Source organism: Lentzea nigeriaca, from assembly GCF_016907955.1.
GTDB lineage: Bacteria > Actinomycetota > Actinomycetes > Mycobacteriales > Pseudonocardiaceae > Lentzea > Lentzea nigeriaca.
This window is the reverse complement of the sequence record NZ_JAFBCX010000003.1, coordinates 131,628-148,980: the sequence shown is the minus strand read 5'-3', so window position 1 is coordinate 148,980 and position 17,353 is coordinate 131,628. Positions and strand designations below refer to the sequence as shown.

Here is a 17,353-nt window from a genome sequence, read left to right as displayed (position 1 = left end):
GCCTTGCACCCGTCCGGCTCCTGATCAGGCCCGGCTCACCAGCAGGTAGCGCTCGTCATCGATCGGGCGCCCCCACAGTGCCGGATCGTCCAGCCGGGTGACCTCGGCTTCCCGGCGAACCTCCAGCACGAGCGCCCGGCACTCGGCGGAGGTCAGGCCGGCGCCTGTCGACCAGCGTCCCTCGACGAGCACGAGCAGGCCGCCGGGCTTGAGCAGGCCGACCCAGCGCCGCAGCGCGGCAGCGGGGTCGGGCAGCGCCCAGAGCACGTGCCGGGCCAGCACCACGTCGCAGGCGCCTGGTGCGCAAGGAGGCTGCGAGGCGTCGCCCTCGACGAACGCCGCGGCGACCCCGGTTGCGTTCGCCTTCGCCCGCGCGGCGGCGACCATGCGGGGTGAGAGGTCCACGCCACGAACCTCGTGCCCTGCCTGCGCCAGGAGCACGGACAGGCTGCCCGTCCCGCACCCGAGGTCGACGACGGACACCGGACCGCTCGGCATCAGGGGCAGGAGCACCGCGGCCCACGCGGCACGCACCTCCGGGTCGAGCAGCCCGTGGTCCGGTTCCTGGTCGAAAGTCGCCGCGTGCTGGTCCCAGAAGTCGCGCACTTCGCTCGTCATGCCCGCAGTTTGTCGCAAGCATCTGCACCGGGTGCACAGTGCGGGCGCCGTGGGCGCGATCTTCGCGGGTGCCTCCTCGACCACGCGGACGGGGGAGGTTCGTGCGGACCTCGACACCGAGGCCGCCGCCTGGTGGTTGCTGTCCCTCGCCTCCTCGCAGAGGTTCCGTCAGGCGACCGCCGGTGATCCGAAGGCGGTCGAGGCGCGGCTCGCCAGAATCCTGCCGTCGACGGGAGAACTTCCATCCGCCGCCAAAGAAGTTGCACCCTCACCACTTTCGGTAACAGGGCACAACAGAGTGGGCGATACACCCGCAGCGGGGGATGCGAGGAGTTGTCATGGCTGAGCGGGGCCTGACGAGTCGCGGCGCGCGGGCGGTGCTCGTCGGAGCGGTGCTCGTGCTGCTGTCCTGCGCGGTGGGCAACGTGCTGCTCGCCGCCGTCGAGTCCGTGTGGTGGCCGTTGGCCGTGGGCGTGGGCTGGTGGGGTGTCGCGGTCGGTGTGACGGTCCAGGCCGGGGCGGGTGCGCCGGCCGGATCGAGAACGCACCGCGTGGCGTCGGCACGGACGGCGTCGGCGGTTCCCGCTCGTCGCGGGTGAAGTCGCCAGGCTGACAACTGTGGCAGATATCTGCCACTGCTCCCCGGTGCCGCCCGGCTTCCTGGAAGGTGACGTTCGGCCAGTCTGCTCGCGAACGAGGGAGAGCAACGTGAGAGCAGCCATGAGGTCGTTGTCAGCCCTTGCGGTGCTGGTGTCCGCCGCACTGCTGCCGATCACGGCAGACCAACCGCGCGCCGCGGCCGCCGTCCAGGAAACGTATTACGTCGCTCCCGACGGAAATGACGCGAATCCGGGGACGATCACGGCCCCGTTCAAAACCTTGCCGCGTGCGCGGGACGCCGTCAGGGCGGTGAACGCGAACATGTCCGGGGACATCCAGGTCTACCTTCGTGGTGGGAACTACCCGATAGGCAGCACGGTGGATTTCACGCCGAGCGACTCGGGCACGAACGGGTACCGGGTCATCTATTCCGCGTACCAGAACGAGACGCCGGTGCTGAGCGGTGGCGTGCAGGTGACCGGCTGGACGCAGCACAGCGGCAGCATCTGGAAGGCTCCGCTCAGCCGCAGCAACAAACTTCGGGCGCTCTACGTCAACGACAAGCGTGCCTTCATGGCGACGAAGACGATCAACTCGCAGGGGTGCTACGGCACGTACAACGTCACCGCCGGGCAGGCTCCATGGGCGTTGGAGTCGGGCTCGCAGTGCGACGGCGCCAAGTACAGCCTGTCCGATCTGCCCGCCATTTCCCGCAATCCGGACGACATCGAAATCGAGACGGCGACGACCTGGACGACGGCCATCGCCGGAGTCCGCCAGATCAGCAGTGACGGCGCCAACCGTGTCGCGCTGTTCCAGCAACCGGGTGCGGCCATCGCGCAAGGCGCGTTCAACGGCAACTTCCAGTCCGGTGGAAGTCACAAGTTCATGAACGCCTACGAGTTCCTGGACTCGCCGGGCGAGTTCTACTTCGACAAGTCGAGTCAAACGGTCTACTACTACAAGGCCGACTCCGAGAACATGACGACCGCGACGGTCTATGCGCCGAACAACGTGTCCACGCTGCTTCGGGTCGCCGGCACGTCCACGGCCAACCACGTGCGCAACATCGTGTTCTCCGGCCTCACGGTGCAGCACTCGGACTGGAACCTGTTCACCGTGGCCGGCTCTTCGTTCAAACAGGCCCAGCAGGGCAACCTCGGCAACACCGTGTACGTCAAGGGCAACTTCCACGTCTACTACTACCGCAACGTCGACACCGCGCCGGGCATCATCCAGCTGGAGAACGCAGACGGGATCGCGCTGCTCCGCAACCGGGTGCAGCACACCGGTGTCGACGGGATCAACATGGTCAACGACGTGCAGAACACGCAGTTGATCGGGAACTACACGAACGACATCGCCGGGTCCGCCATCACGGTGGGCCATCCGCAGCACGTCTACATCGGGGACCACACCCCGACGAACCGCGAGAAGTACACCGCGCAGGTCGAAGGGCTTCCGAAGAACATCGAGATCAAGAACAACTACCTCTACGACAGCGCGGTGTTGTTCAACGGGCACAGCCCCATCTCGGCGTACTTCGCCGACAGCCTGACCGTGCAGCACAACCGGATCGAAAAGGCCCCGTGGAACGGCATCACGCTCGGCTGGGGCTGGTGGAACTTCGACGGCTCATCGGGCTCCGTCGCACCCAACCGGCCGACGACCACGGCGCGGAACAACAACATCAGCTACAACCACATCATCGACACGGTCCAGCGCCTCAACGACACGGCCCCCATCTACACGCTCGGCAGCCAGCCGGGAACCACGATCACCAACAACTACTTCCAGGGCGTCCCGTCCGGACACAAGTACGGACTTCACCCGGACGAAGGATCGGCGTACATCACCTTCCGCGACAACGTCCTCAGCGTCGACAAGAACGTCACGTGGCTCATCAACTCCGACGACTTCGGACGCAAGCACGACCTGAACATCACGCAGACGTACGGTCCGGTCAACAAGGTCTCCAACAAGAACCTGCCGAACAGCACCATCCAGGACATCCTCGTCTATTCCGACTACGTCTGGCCGGCGGCGGCCCACAGCATCGCCGTGAACTCCGGTCTGGAGGACGCCTATCGGGATGTCATCCCGCAGAGCAATTTCTCGCGGCCCGACTACGCTTTGCCCGACAGCACCTTCGTCGGCGCAGGGGTGTCGTCGATTCCGATCCGGAGCATCGGCGACGCGACCAGGACCGTCTGGCTGGCTCCACTGGGCACGACGAACTTCGCCGTCGGCCCGACGATGACCAAGGCGAGCGGGACGGCGACGACGATCGACGTACCGACCACCGCCGGTGACTACCGGCTCTACGTCCTCGACGCGCAGGGAAACCGGTCGGCCGAGTCGAAGTCGCTCGTCCGGCGGCAGGGCGGCGGTGGTCAGCAGGGCAGCACGATCGTGGGCGGCCAGTCCGGCCGGTGCGTCGACATCAGCGGATCGAGCACCGCCAACGGCGCCCAGGCGCAGCTGTGGGACTGCCACGGCGGCACCAACCAGCGCTTCACCTACACGGCGGGCAAGCAGCTGCAGGTGTACGGCAACAAGTGCCTGGCAGCGAACAACGGAGGCACTGGCAACGGCACCGCCGTGGTGATCTGGGACTGCAACGGCCAGACCAGCCAGCAGTGGAACGTGAACGCCAACGGCACGATCACGGGTGTGCAGTCTGGGTTGTGCATGGACGCCAACGGCGCAGGCACCGCCAACGGAACCAGGATCATCCTCTGGACCTGCGGTAGTGGCGCCAACCAGCAATGGAGCCTGCGCACCTGAACCGGCTCGGGGCCGGGACAACACCGCCCGGCCCCAGCACACTCCCTTTCGGACCGTCCACTGTGGTGCCGCGGACAATCGAACGGCATAAGACTGATCAATCTATCGCAGGTCGGTTGCGTTGGGTTCGAAATGAGTAATACAAATATGGCGGCTGGTGCGCCAGGAGACCGCCGGGCCCCTGTGCGCCTGAAGGCCACGGGTCGGCGACCACGTCGCAGAGGTGGTCAAGGCGCATGCCGCGATCGGCGACGTGCGAGGTGAGGCGTCCGATGTTCGGCTGATCGGCGCTGGGCATTGTTTCCATCGGACTAGTCCGACTCATCCAGGCCACATGTACTACCTATTGACCGTACTAACGGCGGGTCCTACCGTAGAAACTGTCGTACTAATCGCGTTCTGTGTCGGCGCGCTTCGCGTGTTCGATTCAAGGAGTACCTGTGACAACGCTGTCTCATACTCTCAAAAGCGCTTCACGCCATGCCTTTCGCGGTGAGGACCGGGCATGGCGCGAGTGCTGATGCTGGCGGGGGACGCCGCGGAAGAACTCGACTCGATGTACCCGTTGTTCCGGCTGCGGGAGGACGACCACGAGGTGGTCGTGGCCGCGCCCACGACACGTCCGGTGCAGCTGGTGGTGCACGACTTCGAACCCGGATGTGACGCCTACACGGAGAAACCCGGTCGCCGGCTGCCCGTGGACCTGGCGTTCGCGGACGTGCGTCCGGAGGAGTTCGACGGGCTGGTGATTCCGGGCGGCCGCGCGCCGGAGTACATCCGCACGGACCCGGACGTGGCCAGGATCGTCGCGTACTTCTTCGCTCACGAGCTCCCGGTCGGCACGATCTGCCACGGCGCGCAGGTCCCGGCCGCACTGGGGCTCCTGCGCGGTCGCACGACGGCCGCGTACCCGCCGCTGAAGGCCGACGTGGAGCTGGCCGGTGGCACCTTCGCCGACGCGCCGGACGTCGTGGACGGCGCGATGGTGTCCTGCCGCGGCTGGCCCGACCTGCCCCAGTGGTCACGTGCGTTCCTCCGAGTGCTGGCGAAGCAGGACGTCCAGCGGAGCTGATCGTCCACAATGGATGATCGCGTCGAACGCCTGCCGGGAGCCCGCTGGTCAAGGGAAAAATTGGCCGATATGTGACACCGCCACGACCTTGACCGTGCGAAAAGCGGCTCATTACCTTGACGGTCCGTGAGGTCGAATTCCCTGCTGTCGCAGCAATTATCGGGGCTCGGAGGACTCAATGGTGAGCTCGCCCAGGCGTGACCGCGCCCTGGTTCGCCCGTGGGCCGGAGTGACCGGATGACGGTCACGTCGACTCCACTGCTGTCGGTCAGCGGACTGGTGAAACGCTTTCCCGGCGTGATGGCGTTGCAGGGCGTGGACTTCGAGGTCCGCGCGGGTGAGGTGCACTGTCTGCTCGGGCAGAACGGGGCGGGCAAGTCGACGCTGATCAAGGTGCTGTCCGGGGCGCACCGGCCGGACGAGGGGGAGATCCGCTGGCAGGGTGAGATCGCGGAGTTCGGCAGTCCGACCGCCGCGATGCGCAGCGGTGTGGCTGCCATGTACCAGGAACTGGATCTGGTGGCGGGCCTGTCGGTGGCCGACAACGTGTTCCTCGGTCACGAACTGTCCACAATGGGCTTCACCCGGCGGGCGGAGGCGCGCCGCCGGACCCGTGCGCTGCTGGACCGGCTGGGCCATCCCGACATCCCGCCGGACCGTGACGTCGGCCGGCTTTCCGTGGCTCACCAGCAGGTGGTGAGCATGGCCAGGGCGCTGTCACTGGACAGCAAGCTGCTGATCATGGACGAGCCGTCGGCCGTGCTGGACCCGGACGAGGTGCGGATCCTGTTCGGGGTCATCCGCGAGCTGACCGCCCACGGCGTGGCCGTGGTCTACATCTCGCACCGGATGGCGGAGATCCGCGAGATCGGTGACCGGGTGACCGTGCTCAAGGACGGCCGCACCGTCGCGACGGGCCTGTCGGCCCGCGAGGTCAGGACCTCCGAGCTGATCGGGTTGATGACCGGGCGTGTGCTGGAGAACGTGTTCCCGCACAGGGAACCGGTCGACCCGGCGGCGCCGGAGGTGCTGGTGGTGCGGGGACTGGCCGACGGCGACCGCTTCAGCGGCGTGGACCTCACCGTCCGCGCGGGTGAGGTGGTCGGGCTCGCCGGGCTCGTCGGGTCGGGTCGCTCGGAGATCCTGGAAACCATTTACGGTGCGCGGAAACCGGCGGAAGGCACCGTCGAGGTCGAGGGCAGGAAGTTGCGGCCGGGGAGCGTCGGAGCGGCCGTCCGCGCGGGGATGGGCCTCTGCCCGGAAGAGCGCAAGAGCCAGGGACTGCTGCTGGACCAGGCCGTGTACCGCAACATCACGGTCTCGTCGCTGCCGTCGTTCGCCCGCTTCGGATTTCTGGACGACCGCACCGAACGCGCGCGCTCGAGCCTGCTCACCGAGGCGCTCGACGTCCGTCCGCCCGGCGTCGACCGCGTGGTGCGGGGCCTGTCCGGTGGCAACCAGCAGAAGGTCGTGCTCGCACGGTGGCTGCTGCGCGAGTGCCGCGTGCTCCTGCTGGACGAGCCCACCCGCGGCGTGGACGTGGGAGCGCGCAGCGAGATCTACGAGCTGATCCGCGACCTGGCGGCCAGAGGAGTGGCCGTGGTGGTCGTGTCGAGCGACGTCGAGGAGGTCCTGGGGCTGGCCGACCGGGTCCTGGTGGTGTGCGAGGGCAGGGTGGTCCACGAGGGACCGTCCGGCGAGATCGACGAGTCCCGGGTCCTCGACCTGGTCATGGAAGGACATGCCGCATGAGCGAGGACACCGCCGTGACCCCGACGAACAGACCCGTGCCCGTGAAGGAGTCGCAGAGCACCGTCTCGGCGCTGCTCTCCTCCGCGGCCGGACGCAACACCGGTCTTGTCGTGGCACTGGTCCTGTTGTGCCTGGCCGGGGTGGTCACCGCCGGCGACCGGTTCGCCGACGTCGACAACGTGCTCACGATCCTTCGGCTGGCCGCGGTGATCGGCGTGGTGAGCGTCGGCATGACGTTCGTGATCACCGGCGGTGGAATCGACCTGTCGGTGGGCGCGATCGTCGCGCTGTCCTCGGTGTGGGCGACGACGCTCGCCACACAAGGCTTGGCCAACAGCACGCACTGGATCGTCATGGTGTTCACCGCGCTCGCCGTGGGCGGGGCGTGCGGGCTGGTCAACGGCGTGCTCATCGCCTACGGCCGGGTCGTGGCGTTCATCGCGACCCTGGCGAGCCTGGCCGCCGCCCGCGGGCTCGCCGAGATCATCTCCAACCGCAAGACGCAGATCGTGAACGTACCGGGCTTCGCCGCGTTCTTCGACGCGTCGGTGCTCGGCGTGCCGGTGCTGGTCGTGATCTTCGCGGTGGTCGCGGCGGCCGGGTGGGTCCTGCTCAACCGCACCACGTTCGGGCGGCGGACGTTCGCCGTGGGTGGCAACCCGGAAGCGGCGCGGCTGGCCGGCATCGACGTGCGGCGCCACACCGTCCTGCTCTACACGTTGCTCGGCCTGTGCTGCGGACTGGCCGCCGTCATGCTCATCGCCCGCACCACGACCGGCAGCGCGACCCACGGCGGGCTGTACGAGCTCGACGCGATCGCCGCGGTCGTGATCGGCGGCACGCTGCTGTCCGGTGGCCGCGGCACGATCGCGGGCACCGTCTTCGGCGTCCTGATCTTCACCACGCTGTCGAACGTCTTCACCCTCAACAACCTCTCCATCTCCGCCCAGGCCGTCGCGAAGGGCGCGATCATCGTGGTCGCCGTCCTCCTCCAGCAGCGGCTGGCCAGACGCAGCGGCGTCTGACGCCGCGACCACGACCGCTGCCACCCGAGGAGCCGAAAAGCCATGCCACACAAGAGAACAACCCGTCTCGTAGCCGCGCTGACACTCGGCGTCGCGCTCACCGCGTGCACGGGCAACACGCCCCAGAACACCCAGAGCGGCGACAAGGGCGGGGTGAAGGTCGCCAACGACGAGCCGGGCAAGAAGGTCGTCATCGGCTTCTCCGCGCCGGCCGCCGACCACGGCTGGATGGCCGCGATCACCAACGCCGCCAAGGCGGAGGCGGGCAAGTACTCCGACGTGGAGCTGCGCGTCGTCGAGGGCACCAACGACGTCAACCTCCAGATCAGCCAGGTGGAGACGTTCATCAACGACAAGGTGGACGCGATCGTGCTGCTGCCGTTCGACGGCGCGGCGCTCACCCCGGTGGCGCTCAAGGCGATGAAGGCCGGCATCACCGTGATCAACGTCGACCGCCAGTTCGACAGCCCGTTCGCCGCGCGCTCCACCGTGCTGGGGGACAACCACGGCATGGGCGTGTCCGCCGGCACCTACATCTGCGAGAAGCTCAAGGGCCGCTCCGACGCGGTGGTCGCGGAGATCGCCGGCATCGACTCGCTGCCGCTGACCCAGGACCGCAGCAAGGGTTTCGCGGAGGCGCTCGCCAACTGCGGGCTCAAGGTGAGCAACCGCGTGGCGGCCGAGTTCACCGTGGAGAGCGGCGAGAAGGCAGCCGCGAACCTGCTGCAGGCCGCACGCAAGATCGACGCCATCTGGAACCACGACGACGACCAGGGCGTCGGCGTCACGGCCGCCATCAAGAACTCCGGCCGCAGCGAGTTCTTCATGGTCGGCGGCGCCGGATCGGCGAACGTGATGCGGGAGATCAAGGCGGACAACGGCTCGCACAAGGCGACCGTGGTCTACCCGTCCACCCAGGGCGCGGACGGCATCCGGCTGGCTCGGCTCGCCGTGCAGGGCAAGAGCCTCGGCGACCTGGTCGAGGTGGAGGTCCCCCGCCAGGTCGAACTGTACGCACCGGTCGTCACCAAGGAGAACGTCGACCGCTACCTGCCGACCGCCTTCGAGTCCTGAGAAAGGAGCACAACCACTGTGACGGCACCGATGCTGGGCATCGCGATGGTCGGCCACGCGTTCATGGGAGCCGCGCACTCCCAGGCGTGGCGGGTCGCCCACCGCTTCTTCGACCTGCCGGTGCGCCCGGTGATGGCCGTGCTGTGCGGCCGGGACCCCGCCCGCGCCCAGGCCGCCGCGGAGCGCCTGGGCTGGGCGGAGGCGGTGAGCGACTGGAAGTCCGTGCTGGACCGCGACGACGTGCAGGTGGTGGACATCTGCACGCCGGGTGACACGCACGCCGAGATCGCCGTCGCCGCGCTGGCCGCGGGCAAGCACGTGCTCTGCGAGAAGCCGCTGGCCAACAGCGTCGCGGAGGCGGAAGCCATGGCGGAGGCGGCCGAGCGCGCGGCCCAGCGGGGCGTGCGGGCGATGGTGGGGTTCAGCTACCGGCGGGTGCCCGCGCTGAGCCTGGCCCGCGACCTGGTCGCCCAGGGCAGGCTGGGACGGATCCACCACGTGCGCGCCGTGTACCTCCAGGACTGGATCGTGGACCCCGCCGCGCCGTTGTCCTGGCGGCTGGACAAGGAGAAGGCCGGTTCCGGAGCGTTGGGCGACATCGGCGCGCACATCGTGGACGCCACCCAGTTCATCCTCGGCGACACGATCAGTGAGGTGTCCGGGACGTTGGAGACGTTCGTCACGGAACGCCCGCTGGCGTCGTCACACTCCGGACTGTCCGGCACCGCCTCGTCCGACGAGACCGGACCGGTCACTGTGGACGATGCCGCACTGTTCCTGGCCCGCTTCTCCGGTGGGGCGCTCGGCTCGTTCGAGGCAACGCGGTTCGCCAACGGCCGCAAGAACGCGTTGCGCATCGAGGTCAACGGCTCCGCGGGCAGTCTCGCGTTCGACTTCGAGGACATGAACGTCCTGCACTACTTCGACGGTACCGAGGACTCCGCCGTCGCGGGCTTCCGCCGGATCGTGGTCACCGAACCGAACCACCCGTACGTGGCCGCCTGGTGGCCCGCCGGGCATGTCCTGGGCTACGAGCACGCGTTCACGCATCAGGCCGTCGACTTCGTCCGCGCCGTGGCTGAAGGAACCGACCCCACTCCGTCGTTCGCGGACGGGCTGCAGGTGCAGCGCGTCCTGGCCGCCGTCGAGGCGAGCGCGCTGTCCCGCAGCTGGCACCAGGTTTGAGGAGGAGACACCGAGATGGCACGCCCGATCACGTTGTTCACCGGCCAGTGGGCCGACCTGCCGTTCGAGGAGGTCGCCCGGCTGGCCGCGGGGTGGGGCTACGACGGCCTGGAGATCGCCTGCTGGGGCGACCACCTCGACCCGTGGCAGGCAGCGGAGGACGACGACTACGTCGCGGACCGGCTCGCGATCCTCGCCAAGCACGACCTGAAGGTGTGGACGATCTCCAACCACCTCACCGGTCAGGCGGTCTGCGACGACCCGATCGACGAACGGCACCAGGGCATCCTGTCCGCCAGGAACTGGGGCGACGGTGACCCGGAAGGCGTGCGGCAGCGGGCGGCCGAGGAGATGAAGGCGACCGCACGGGCCGCGGCCAGGCTCGGTGCGAGCACGGTCGTCGGGTTCACCGGTTCCTCGATCTGGAAGACCGTCGCCATGTTCCCGCCGGTGCCCACGTCCATGATCGACGCCGGCTACCAGGACTTCGCCGACCGCTGGAACCCGATCCTGGACGTGTTCGACGAGGTGGGTGTCCGGTTCGCGCACGAGGTCCACCCGTCCGAGATCGCCTACGACTACTGGACGACCGTCCGGACCCTGGAGGCGATCGGCCACCGGCCTGCGTTCGGCCTCAACTGGGATCCGTCGCACTTCGTCTGGCAGGACCTCGACCCGGTCGGGTTCCTGTGGGACTTCCGCGACCGGATCTACCACGTCGACTGCAAGGACGCCCGGCGCCAGGTCGGCAACGGCCGCAACGGCCGCATGGGCTCACACCTGCCGTGGGCCGATCCTCGGCGCGGCTGGGACTTCGTGTCCACCGGACGCGGTGACGTGCCGTGGGAGCAGTCGTTCCGGATGCTCAACACCATCGGGTACTCCGGTCCGATCAGCGTCGAGTGGGAGGACGCCGGGATGGACCGGCTCGTCGGCGCACCCGAGGCGCTGGAGTTCGTGCGCCGCAACGCTTTTGACGCGCCGTCGGCCTCGTTCGACGCCGCGTTCAGCTCTGGCGGCTGACGAGAGGAGACGGTGGTGACCGAACGAATCGGCTTGTGGTTGAACGGTGCCAGGGGGTCGGTGGCGACCACCGCCGTGAGCGGGCTGCTCGCGTTGCGCGCGGGTCTCGTGCCGCCGGTCGGTTGTGTCACCGAGCTGCTGGACGTCTACCTGCCGCCGTGGGACGCGTTCGTGGTCGGCGGGCATGACATCGTGACCACGCCGCTCGCGAAGCGGGTCGAGTCGCTGGTGCGCGACGGCGTGCTGCCGTACGACGTGACGGGGTGCATCGCGAGTGGGCTGGACGCCGCGGACGCGGAGATCCGGCTCGGTTACGACCCCGCGGCGGCGGCCGGCAGTCAGGCCGACGCCGCCCGGCGGCTGGCGGATGACATCGCCGACTTCCGCGCCCGGCACGACCTGGCCCGCGTCGTGGTGGTGAACGTGGCGTCGACCGAGCCGCCCACGCGGGTCGAGCACGACTCGCTCGCGGCGCTGGAGGAAGCGCTCGCCGTGCCGGGAAACGCAGTGCTGCCGCCGAGTTCCCTCGTCGCGTACGCCGCTTTCCAGGCGGGGTGCGGGTTCGTGGACTTCACCCCGTCCACCGGCGTCGCGCTGCCCGCGCTGGACGAACTGGCGCGGTCGAAGGGACTGCCCTACGCGGGGCGGGACGGCAAGACGGGGGAGACGCTGGTCCGGGCGGCGGTCGCACCGATGTTCACGTCACGGGCTCTGCGTGTGCTGTCGTGGACGGGCACGAACCTGCTCGGCGGCGGTGACGGGGCGACGCTGCAGGACCCGGCGCACGCGGACAGCAAGCTCGCGTCCAAGGCCAGGGGGCTCGCGGCGTTGCTCGGTGAGGACGTCACCGCGCCCCTGCACATCGACCACGTGCCCGATCTCGGCGAACGCAAGACCGCGTGGGATCACGTGTCGTTCGAAGGGTTTCTCGGCGCGCGGATGTCACTGCAACTGATCTGGAGCGGCCTGGACTCGTCCCTGGCCGCTCCGCTGGTGCTCGATCTCGCCCGTCTGACGGCCGCCGCCCACGCCGCCGGTCGAGCGGGTGTCCAAGGGGCTCTTGGCTTCTTCTTCAAGGACCCGTTGGGCAGCGACGAGCACCGGCTCGCGGAACAGGCCCGCGAACTGCACGAGTGGGCCCGCACCTTGAACACCCGCTGACACCTCCAGGTTGGACTCCGCTGCGCAACCTTTCCCTGCAAAGGAGCAGGCGTGAACACCACCACGAAGAAGCGAGCGGTCCTGCCGCTGCTCGCGGCCCTGCTGTCCGTCCTCGCCTTCGTCGTTCCGGCGCGGGCGGCGGACGAGTCCATCGCCGTCGACTTCTCCACGGGCGGCGGCGCTCCGACCTACCGGGCGTCGGGCTGGATCTACGGCATGACCGAGAACGCGTCCGGGCCCGCGGACAACTTCTACCGCGACGTGAAGTTCCGGTACATGCGCGCGGGCGGCGCCCAGCTCGACAGTCCCGGCGGCTGGGTGTCCGGCAAGTACGACCGCCGGTGGAACGCGACGCGCGCGCAGCTGCTGCGGACCCGTGCGCTGGGCGGCGAGTTCGTGTTGCTGCCGCACGACCTGTGGGGTGCCGACGGGTTCGCGATCTCCCGTTTCCCCGGTGACAACGGCAACTGGACCGACTACGACAACTTCCTCACCCGCCTGATCGCCGACGTGCGGGCCACCGGCGTCCCCGTCCAGTGGGACATCTGGAACGAGCCCAACATCACGATCTTCTGGAACCGCCCGCAGTCCCAGTACTTCGAGCTGTGGCGCCGTACGTACCAGCGCATCCGGGCGGAGTTCCCCACACACCTGATCGTGGGTCCGAGTTGCGCGTGCACCCCGTCCACCGGCGGCTGGTGGACGCAGTACCTGGACTTCGTGCGCTCCAGCAACACCGTGCCCGACATCATCAGCTGGCACTCGCTGCCCGGCGATCCCGTGTCGAACGTGCAGGTGGCGAACCAGACCCTCGACTCACGCGGCATCCCGCACCCGCGGCCGTACCAGATCAACGAGTACGGCGCGTCGAACGAGCAGAACCCCGGCGACGGCTCGTGGTACATCTCGCGGCTGGAACGGGCGGGCGCGGACGGCCTGCGGGCGAACTGGGCCAGCGGTGGCAACCTGCACAACGACCTCGGCAACCTGCTCGTCCACAACTCCGCGGGGCAGCACCAGCCGAAGGGGGAGTGGTGGGTCTACCGCTTCTACGGCTCGCAGACCGGCCAGATCACCACGGTCACGCCCAGCCAGAACTACGACGGGTTCGCGACGAAGGCGCCGGGTGAAGCCAAGATCCTGGTCGGCGGCGGCCGCACGACGGGCAACATCGCGGTCAACCTCCGGCGCCTGGACACCACCGAGGGCATCGTGAAGAACAACCAGGTGCGGGTCCTCGCCGAACGCATCCCGTACAACAACGGCGGAGCGGTCTCCGGCCCGGTGACCGCCATCGACACGGTCGTGACGCTGAACAACAACGGCACCACGGTGAACCTGCCGCATTCCAACGTCGACGAGTCCTTCACCATCACGGTCCTGCCGCCGTCCGGTGGTGGTGGCGGTGGAGCCTTCCAGTCCACCGCGGTCGCCCAGCACTCGCAAGCCTGCCTGACCAACCCTGGCCGCAGCACCGCCGACGGCACCCGGCAGCAGCAGATCACCTGCGGCACCGCCGACGAGCAGCGGTGGAACTTCAGCCCCGTGACCGGGATGGCCGACACCTTCACGGTCACCAACCAGCAGTCGGGCAAGTGCCTGGACGTCAACGGAGTGTCCACAGCGGACGGTGCCGCGGTCATCCAGTGGACCTGCAACGGCGGCACCAACCAGCAGTTCACCCTGCGGAAGGTCACCTACACCGGCAGCGCTCCCACCGACTTCCAGCTCGTCGCCCGGCACAGCGGCAAGTGCGTCGGGGTCGTGGGCGCCTCCACCGCGTCGGGTGCCCTGCTCGAACAGCGGACCTGCAACCCCGTGAACCAGGGCAGCCCGCTCAACCAGACCTGGCGCCTGCCCGGACGCCAGACCACCTAGCACCACCTCGGCCCGCGCTCCCCGGCAACGGGGAGGCGGGCCGAACTTCCGCCCCTTTCTGGGAGCGCTCCCAGGGGCGGATCGGCAGACACCTTCAACGAAGAAGGACGATCATGGCCTCGTACCTCCACTCCCCGGCGCCGCCGCCGGGTTTTCGCGCGTTCCGCGGTCTTCTCGCCCGTCTCGGCCGGCACCGCGACGCCCGCACCGGGTCCACCTCCGACGGGTCCGCTCAGCCGGACCGGACGCCCCGGCCGTCCACCGCGAACCCCGCACCAGCGCGCCACCGAGACCAAAGGTATGACCAGCCATGAGAAACCGACTCACCGCGGCGTTCTCCGCCGCGCTCCTGACCGTGGCCACAGCCGTCGCGGTCGCGGCGACCAGCGCACCGCCCGCCGCCGCGCACACCGTCAACCCCGCCGACTTCCAGCAAGTCGAACTGGCCAAGGGCGTCGCCGAGATGGGCGAGCCGATGTCGATGACCGTGCTGCCCGACCGCTCGGTGCTGCACACCTCCCGCAACGGCACGCTGCGCCGCACCACGGCGGCCGGCGCGACCAGCGTGATCGCCAACATCCCCGTCTACACCCACGACGAGGAAGGGCTGCAGGGCGTCGCGGCGGACCCCGGCTTCGCCACCAACCGCTACATCTACCTCTACTACGCGCCGCCGCTGTCGACACCGGGCGGTGACGCGCCGGCCAGTGGCACCGACTTCTCCGCGTGGAAGGGCGTCAACCGGCTGTCCCGGTTCACCCTCAACGCCGACTTCACGGTCAACATGGCGAGTCAGGTGACCGTGCTGGAGGTGGAGACCAGCCGGGGGATGTGCTGCCACGTCGGCGGTGACATCGACTTCGACGCGGCCGGAAACCTCTACCTGTCCACCGGCGACGACAGCAACCCCTTCGACTCCAGCGGGTACAGCCCGATCGACGAGCGCTCCGGCCGCAACCCCGTCTACGACGCGCAACGCAGCGCGGCCAACACCAACGACCTGCGCGGCAAGGTGCTGCGGATCAAGGTGAACGCCGACGGGTCCTACTCGATCCCCGCCGGGAACCTGTTCCCGCCCGGCACGGCCAAGACGCGGCCGGAGATCTACGCGATGGGCCTGCGCAACCCGTTCCGGTTCAACGTGGACAAGGCCACCGGCGCGATCTACCTCGGTGACTACGGACCGGACGCCGGCTCGACCGACCCCAACCGCGGCCCGGCAGGCCAGGTGGAGTTCAACCGGATCACCTCGGCGGGCAACTACGGCTGGCCGTACTGCACGGGCTCGAACACCACGAATGAGACCTATGTGCGCTACACGTTCCCGTCCGGGCCTTCCGGAGCCAGGTTCGACTGCGCCGCGCCGGTCAACACCTCGCGGAACAACACCGGCCTGACGAACCTGCCGGCCGCGCGCCCGGCATGGATCAAGTACGACAACTGCTCCTTCGCCGCGTTCGGCTGCGGATCGGAGTCCCCGATGGCCGCGCCGGTGTACCGGTACGACGCGGCGAACCCGTCGACGGTCAAGTTCCCTGCCTCGCTGGACGGGCACGTGTTCGCGACCGAGTTCGGCCGGCGCTGGATCAAGACGATCGACGTCAACTCCGACGGGTCGCCCGGACAGGTCGGCGACTTCCCGTGGCGCGGCACCCAGGTCATGGACGCGGCCTTCGGCCCGGACGGCGCGCTCTACGTGCTCGACTACGGCACGGGCTGGGGCAACGGCGACGCGAGCTCCGCGCTCTACCGCATCGAGTACATCGGGGCAGCGGGCAACCGCGCGCCGACGGCACGCGCGTCCGCCAACCGCCTGTCCGGCGCCGCACCGCTGACCGTGGACTTCTCCTCTGCCGGGTCGTCCGACCCGGAGAACGGCGCGCTGACCTACTCGTGGAACTTCGGCGACGGCAGCACGTCCACGGCGGCGAACCCGAGCCACACCTACACCGCCAACGGCCAGTACACCGTCACGCTCACGGTCGCGGACCCGGCAGGGCTCACCGGCAGCACCAACGTGATCATCACCGTCGGCAACACCGCGCCCGTGGTCACGTTGACCACCCCGGTCAACGGCAGCCTGTTCAGCTTCGGCGACAGCATCCCCTACACGATCACGGTGTCCGACGCCGAGGACGGGACGATCGACTGCTCGCAGGTGACGGTGTCCTACCTCCTCGGCCACGACAGCCACTCGCACAAGATCACCTCGCGCAACGGCTGTTCGGGCACCATCGAGATCCCGGTGGACGGTGAGCACGACACGGCGGCGAACATCTACGCCGTCTTCGACGCCGAGTACACCGACAAGGGCGCGAACGGCGTGCCGCCCGCGACCACCCACGCCCAGAACGTGCTCCAGCCCCGGCACCGCCAGGCCGAGCACTACACCACGCAGTCGGGCACCGGCCTGTTCGACAAGACGCCGGCCGAGGGCGGCCGCACCGTCGGCGACATCCACAACGGCGACTGGATCGCCTTCGACAACTACAACCTCACCGGCGCGAACCGGTTCACCGCGCGCGTGTCCTCCGCGGGAGCGGGCGGCACGATCACGGTGCGCACCGGTTCCCAGACCGGACCGGCGGTGGCCACGCTGACCGTGCCGGTGACCGGCGGGTGGGACACGTTCCGGGAGGTCTCCACCGCGCTGACGAACGTGCCGACGACCACCGGCAGGCTGTACCTGACGTTCGCGGGCAGCGGCACCGGTTACCTGTTCGACGTCGACGCCTTCACGTTCGACACGTCCACCGGCGGCGGACGCACCGGCCCCATCACCGGGGCGGCGTCCGGCAAGTGCGCGGACGTCACCGGTGGCAACAGCGCCGACGGCACCCGGATCCAGCTGTACACCTGCAACAGCGGCACGAACCAGCAGTGGACGGTCGACGGGACCACGCTGCGGGCACTGGGCAAGTGCATGGACGTCGCGAACGGCGGCACCGCCGACGGCGGCGCCGTGCAGCTGGGGACCTGCAACGGGGCCACGAGCCAGAACTGGTCCGCGGGCGCCAACGGTTCCGTGGTCAACACGAAGTCCGGCAAGTGCCTCGACGCCAACGGCGCCGGGACCGCCAACGGCACGGTGCTGATCATCTGGACCTGCCACGGCGGCACCAACCAGCGCTGGACCCTGCCATGACGACTCCGCCGCGTGCTTCCACACCAAGGAGGA

At 68.9% G+C, this 17,353-nt stretch carries 12 protein-coding genes; 11 read left to right on the top strand and 1 reads right to left on the bottom strand.

Annotated elements, in window-relative coordinates; translation table 11 throughout:
- Positions 1–24: 24 nt before the first annotated feature.
- On the bottom strand, positions 25–618 hold the full coding sequence (locus tag JOD27_RS11640) for a class I SAM-dependent methyltransferase (RefSeq protein ID WP_204762190.1): 594 nt from the start codon (positions 616–618) through the stop codon (positions 25–27).
- A gap of 338 nt (positions 619–956) precedes the next feature.
- Between JOD27_RS11640 and JOD27_RS11635 the strand changes: the two genes are divergently transcribed.
- From JOD27_RS11635 to JOD27_RS11585, 11 genes are all read left to right on the top strand, one after another.
- A complete protein-coding gene (locus tag JOD27_RS11635) occupies positions 957–1,217 on the top strand; it encodes a hypothetical protein (RefSeq protein WP_204762189.1) in 261 nt (86 codons plus the stop codon).
- 109 nt (positions 1,218–1,326) lie between these two features.
- Positions 1,327–4,005 carry a ricin-type beta-trefoil lectin domain protein gene (locus JOD27_RS44800; protein WP_307830088.1) on the top strand — a complete coding sequence of 893 codons (2,679 nt, stop codon included), beginning with the start codon at positions 1,327–1,329 and terminating at the stop codon, positions 4,003–4,005.
- Between the two features lie 505 nt (positions 4,006–4,510).
- The gene (locus JOD27_RS11625) at positions 4,511–5,077 is read left to right on the top strand and encodes a DJ-1/PfpI family protein (RefSeq protein WP_204762188.1); all 567 of its coding nucleotides are present in this window, start codon (positions 4,511–4,513) and stop codon (positions 5,075–5,077) included.
- Positions 5,078–5,314: 237 nt separating this feature from the next.
- Positions 5,315–6,829: a sugar ABC transporter ATP-binding protein gene (locus tag JOD27_RS11620; RefSeq protein ID WP_204762187.1), complete on the top strand. Its 1,515-nt coding sequence runs from the start codon at positions 5,315–5,317 to the stop codon at positions 6,827–6,829.
- Positions 6,826–7,854, top strand: a complete 1,029-nt coding sequence (locus tag JOD27_RS11615; RefSeq protein WP_204762186.1) for an ABC transporter permease — start codon at positions 6,826–6,828, stop codon at positions 7,852–7,854. Before JOD27_RS11620 ends, JOD27_RS11615 begins: the two co-directional genes overlap by 4 nt.
- A 42-nt stretch (positions 7,855–7,896) precedes the next feature.
- Complete coding sequence (locus JOD27_RS11610; protein WP_204762185.1) at positions 7,897–8,928, top strand: substrate-binding domain-containing protein; 1,032 nt, start codon at positions 7,897–7,899, stop codon at positions 8,926–8,928.
- A 45-nt stretch (positions 8,929–8,973) separates the two neighbouring features.
- Positions 8,974–10,113 carry a Gfo/Idh/MocA family protein gene (locus JOD27_RS11605; protein WP_204762726.1) on the top strand — a complete coding sequence of 380 codons (1,140 nt, stop codon included), beginning with the start codon at positions 8,974–8,976 and terminating at the stop codon, positions 10,111–10,113.
- Between the two features lie 15 nt (positions 10,114–10,128).
- Positions 10,129–11,136, top strand: a complete 1,008-nt coding sequence (locus tag JOD27_RS11600; protein ID WP_204762184.1) for a sugar phosphate isomerase/epimerase family protein — start codon at positions 10,129–10,131, stop codon at positions 11,134–11,136.
- 15 nt (positions 11,137–11,151) lie between these two features.
- Complete coding sequence (locus JOD27_RS11595; RefSeq protein ID WP_307830087.1) at positions 11,152–12,297, top strand: inositol-3-phosphate synthase; 1,146 nt, start codon at positions 11,152–11,154, stop codon at positions 12,295–12,297.
- Positions 12,298–12,348: 51 nt separating this feature from the next.
- The gene (locus JOD27_RS11590) at positions 12,349–14,175 is read left to right on the top strand and encodes an RICIN domain-containing protein (RefSeq protein WP_307830086.1); all 1,827 of its coding nucleotides are present in this window, start codon (positions 12,349–12,351) and stop codon (positions 14,173–14,175) included.
- 310 nt (positions 14,176–14,485) lie between these two features.
- The gene (locus tag JOD27_RS11585) at positions 14,486–17,320 is read left to right on the top strand and encodes a PQQ-dependent sugar dehydrogenase (protein ID WP_204762183.1); all 2,835 of its coding nucleotides are present in this window, start codon (positions 14,486–14,488) and stop codon (positions 17,318–17,320) included.
- The last annotated feature ends 33 nt before the right edge of the window (positions 17,321–17,353 follow it).

Bases quoted from the DNA above. Each gene is read 5' to 3' on its own strand.
- JOD27_RS11640 (WP_204762190.1), bottom strand. From the start codon at position 618: ATGACGAGCGAAGTGCGCGACTTCTGGGACCAGCACGCGGCGACTTTC.
- JOD27_RS11585 (WP_204762183.1), top strand. From the start codon at position 14,486: ATGAGAAACCGACTCACCGCGGCGTTCTCCGCCGCGCTCCTGACCGTG.
- JOD27_RS11635 (WP_204762189.1), top strand. From the start codon at position 957: ATGGCTGAGCGGGGCCTGACGAGTCGCGGCGCGCGGGCGGTGCTCGTC.
- JOD27_RS11605 (WP_204762726.1), top strand. From the start codon at position 8,974: ATGGTCGGCCACGCGTTCATGGGAGCCGCGCACTCCCAGGCGTGGCGG.
- JOD27_RS11615 (WP_204762186.1), top strand. From the start codon at position 6,826: ATGAGCGAGGACACCGCCGTGACCCCGACGAACAGACCCGTGCCCGTG.
- JOD27_RS11620 (WP_204762187.1), top strand. From the start codon at position 5,315: ATGACGGTCACGTCGACTCCACTGCTGTCGGTCAGCGGACTGGTGAAA.
- JOD27_RS11610 (WP_204762185.1), top strand. From the start codon at position 7,897: ATGCCACACAAGAGAACAACCCGTCTCGTAGCCGCGCTGACACTCGGC.
- JOD27_RS11600 (WP_204762184.1), top strand. From the start codon at position 10,129: ATGGCACGCCCGATCACGTTGTTCACCGGCCAGTGGGCCGACCTGCCG.
- JOD27_RS11625 (WP_204762188.1), top strand. From the start codon at position 4,511: ATGGCGCGAGTGCTGATGCTGGCGGGGGACGCCGCGGAAGAACTCGAC.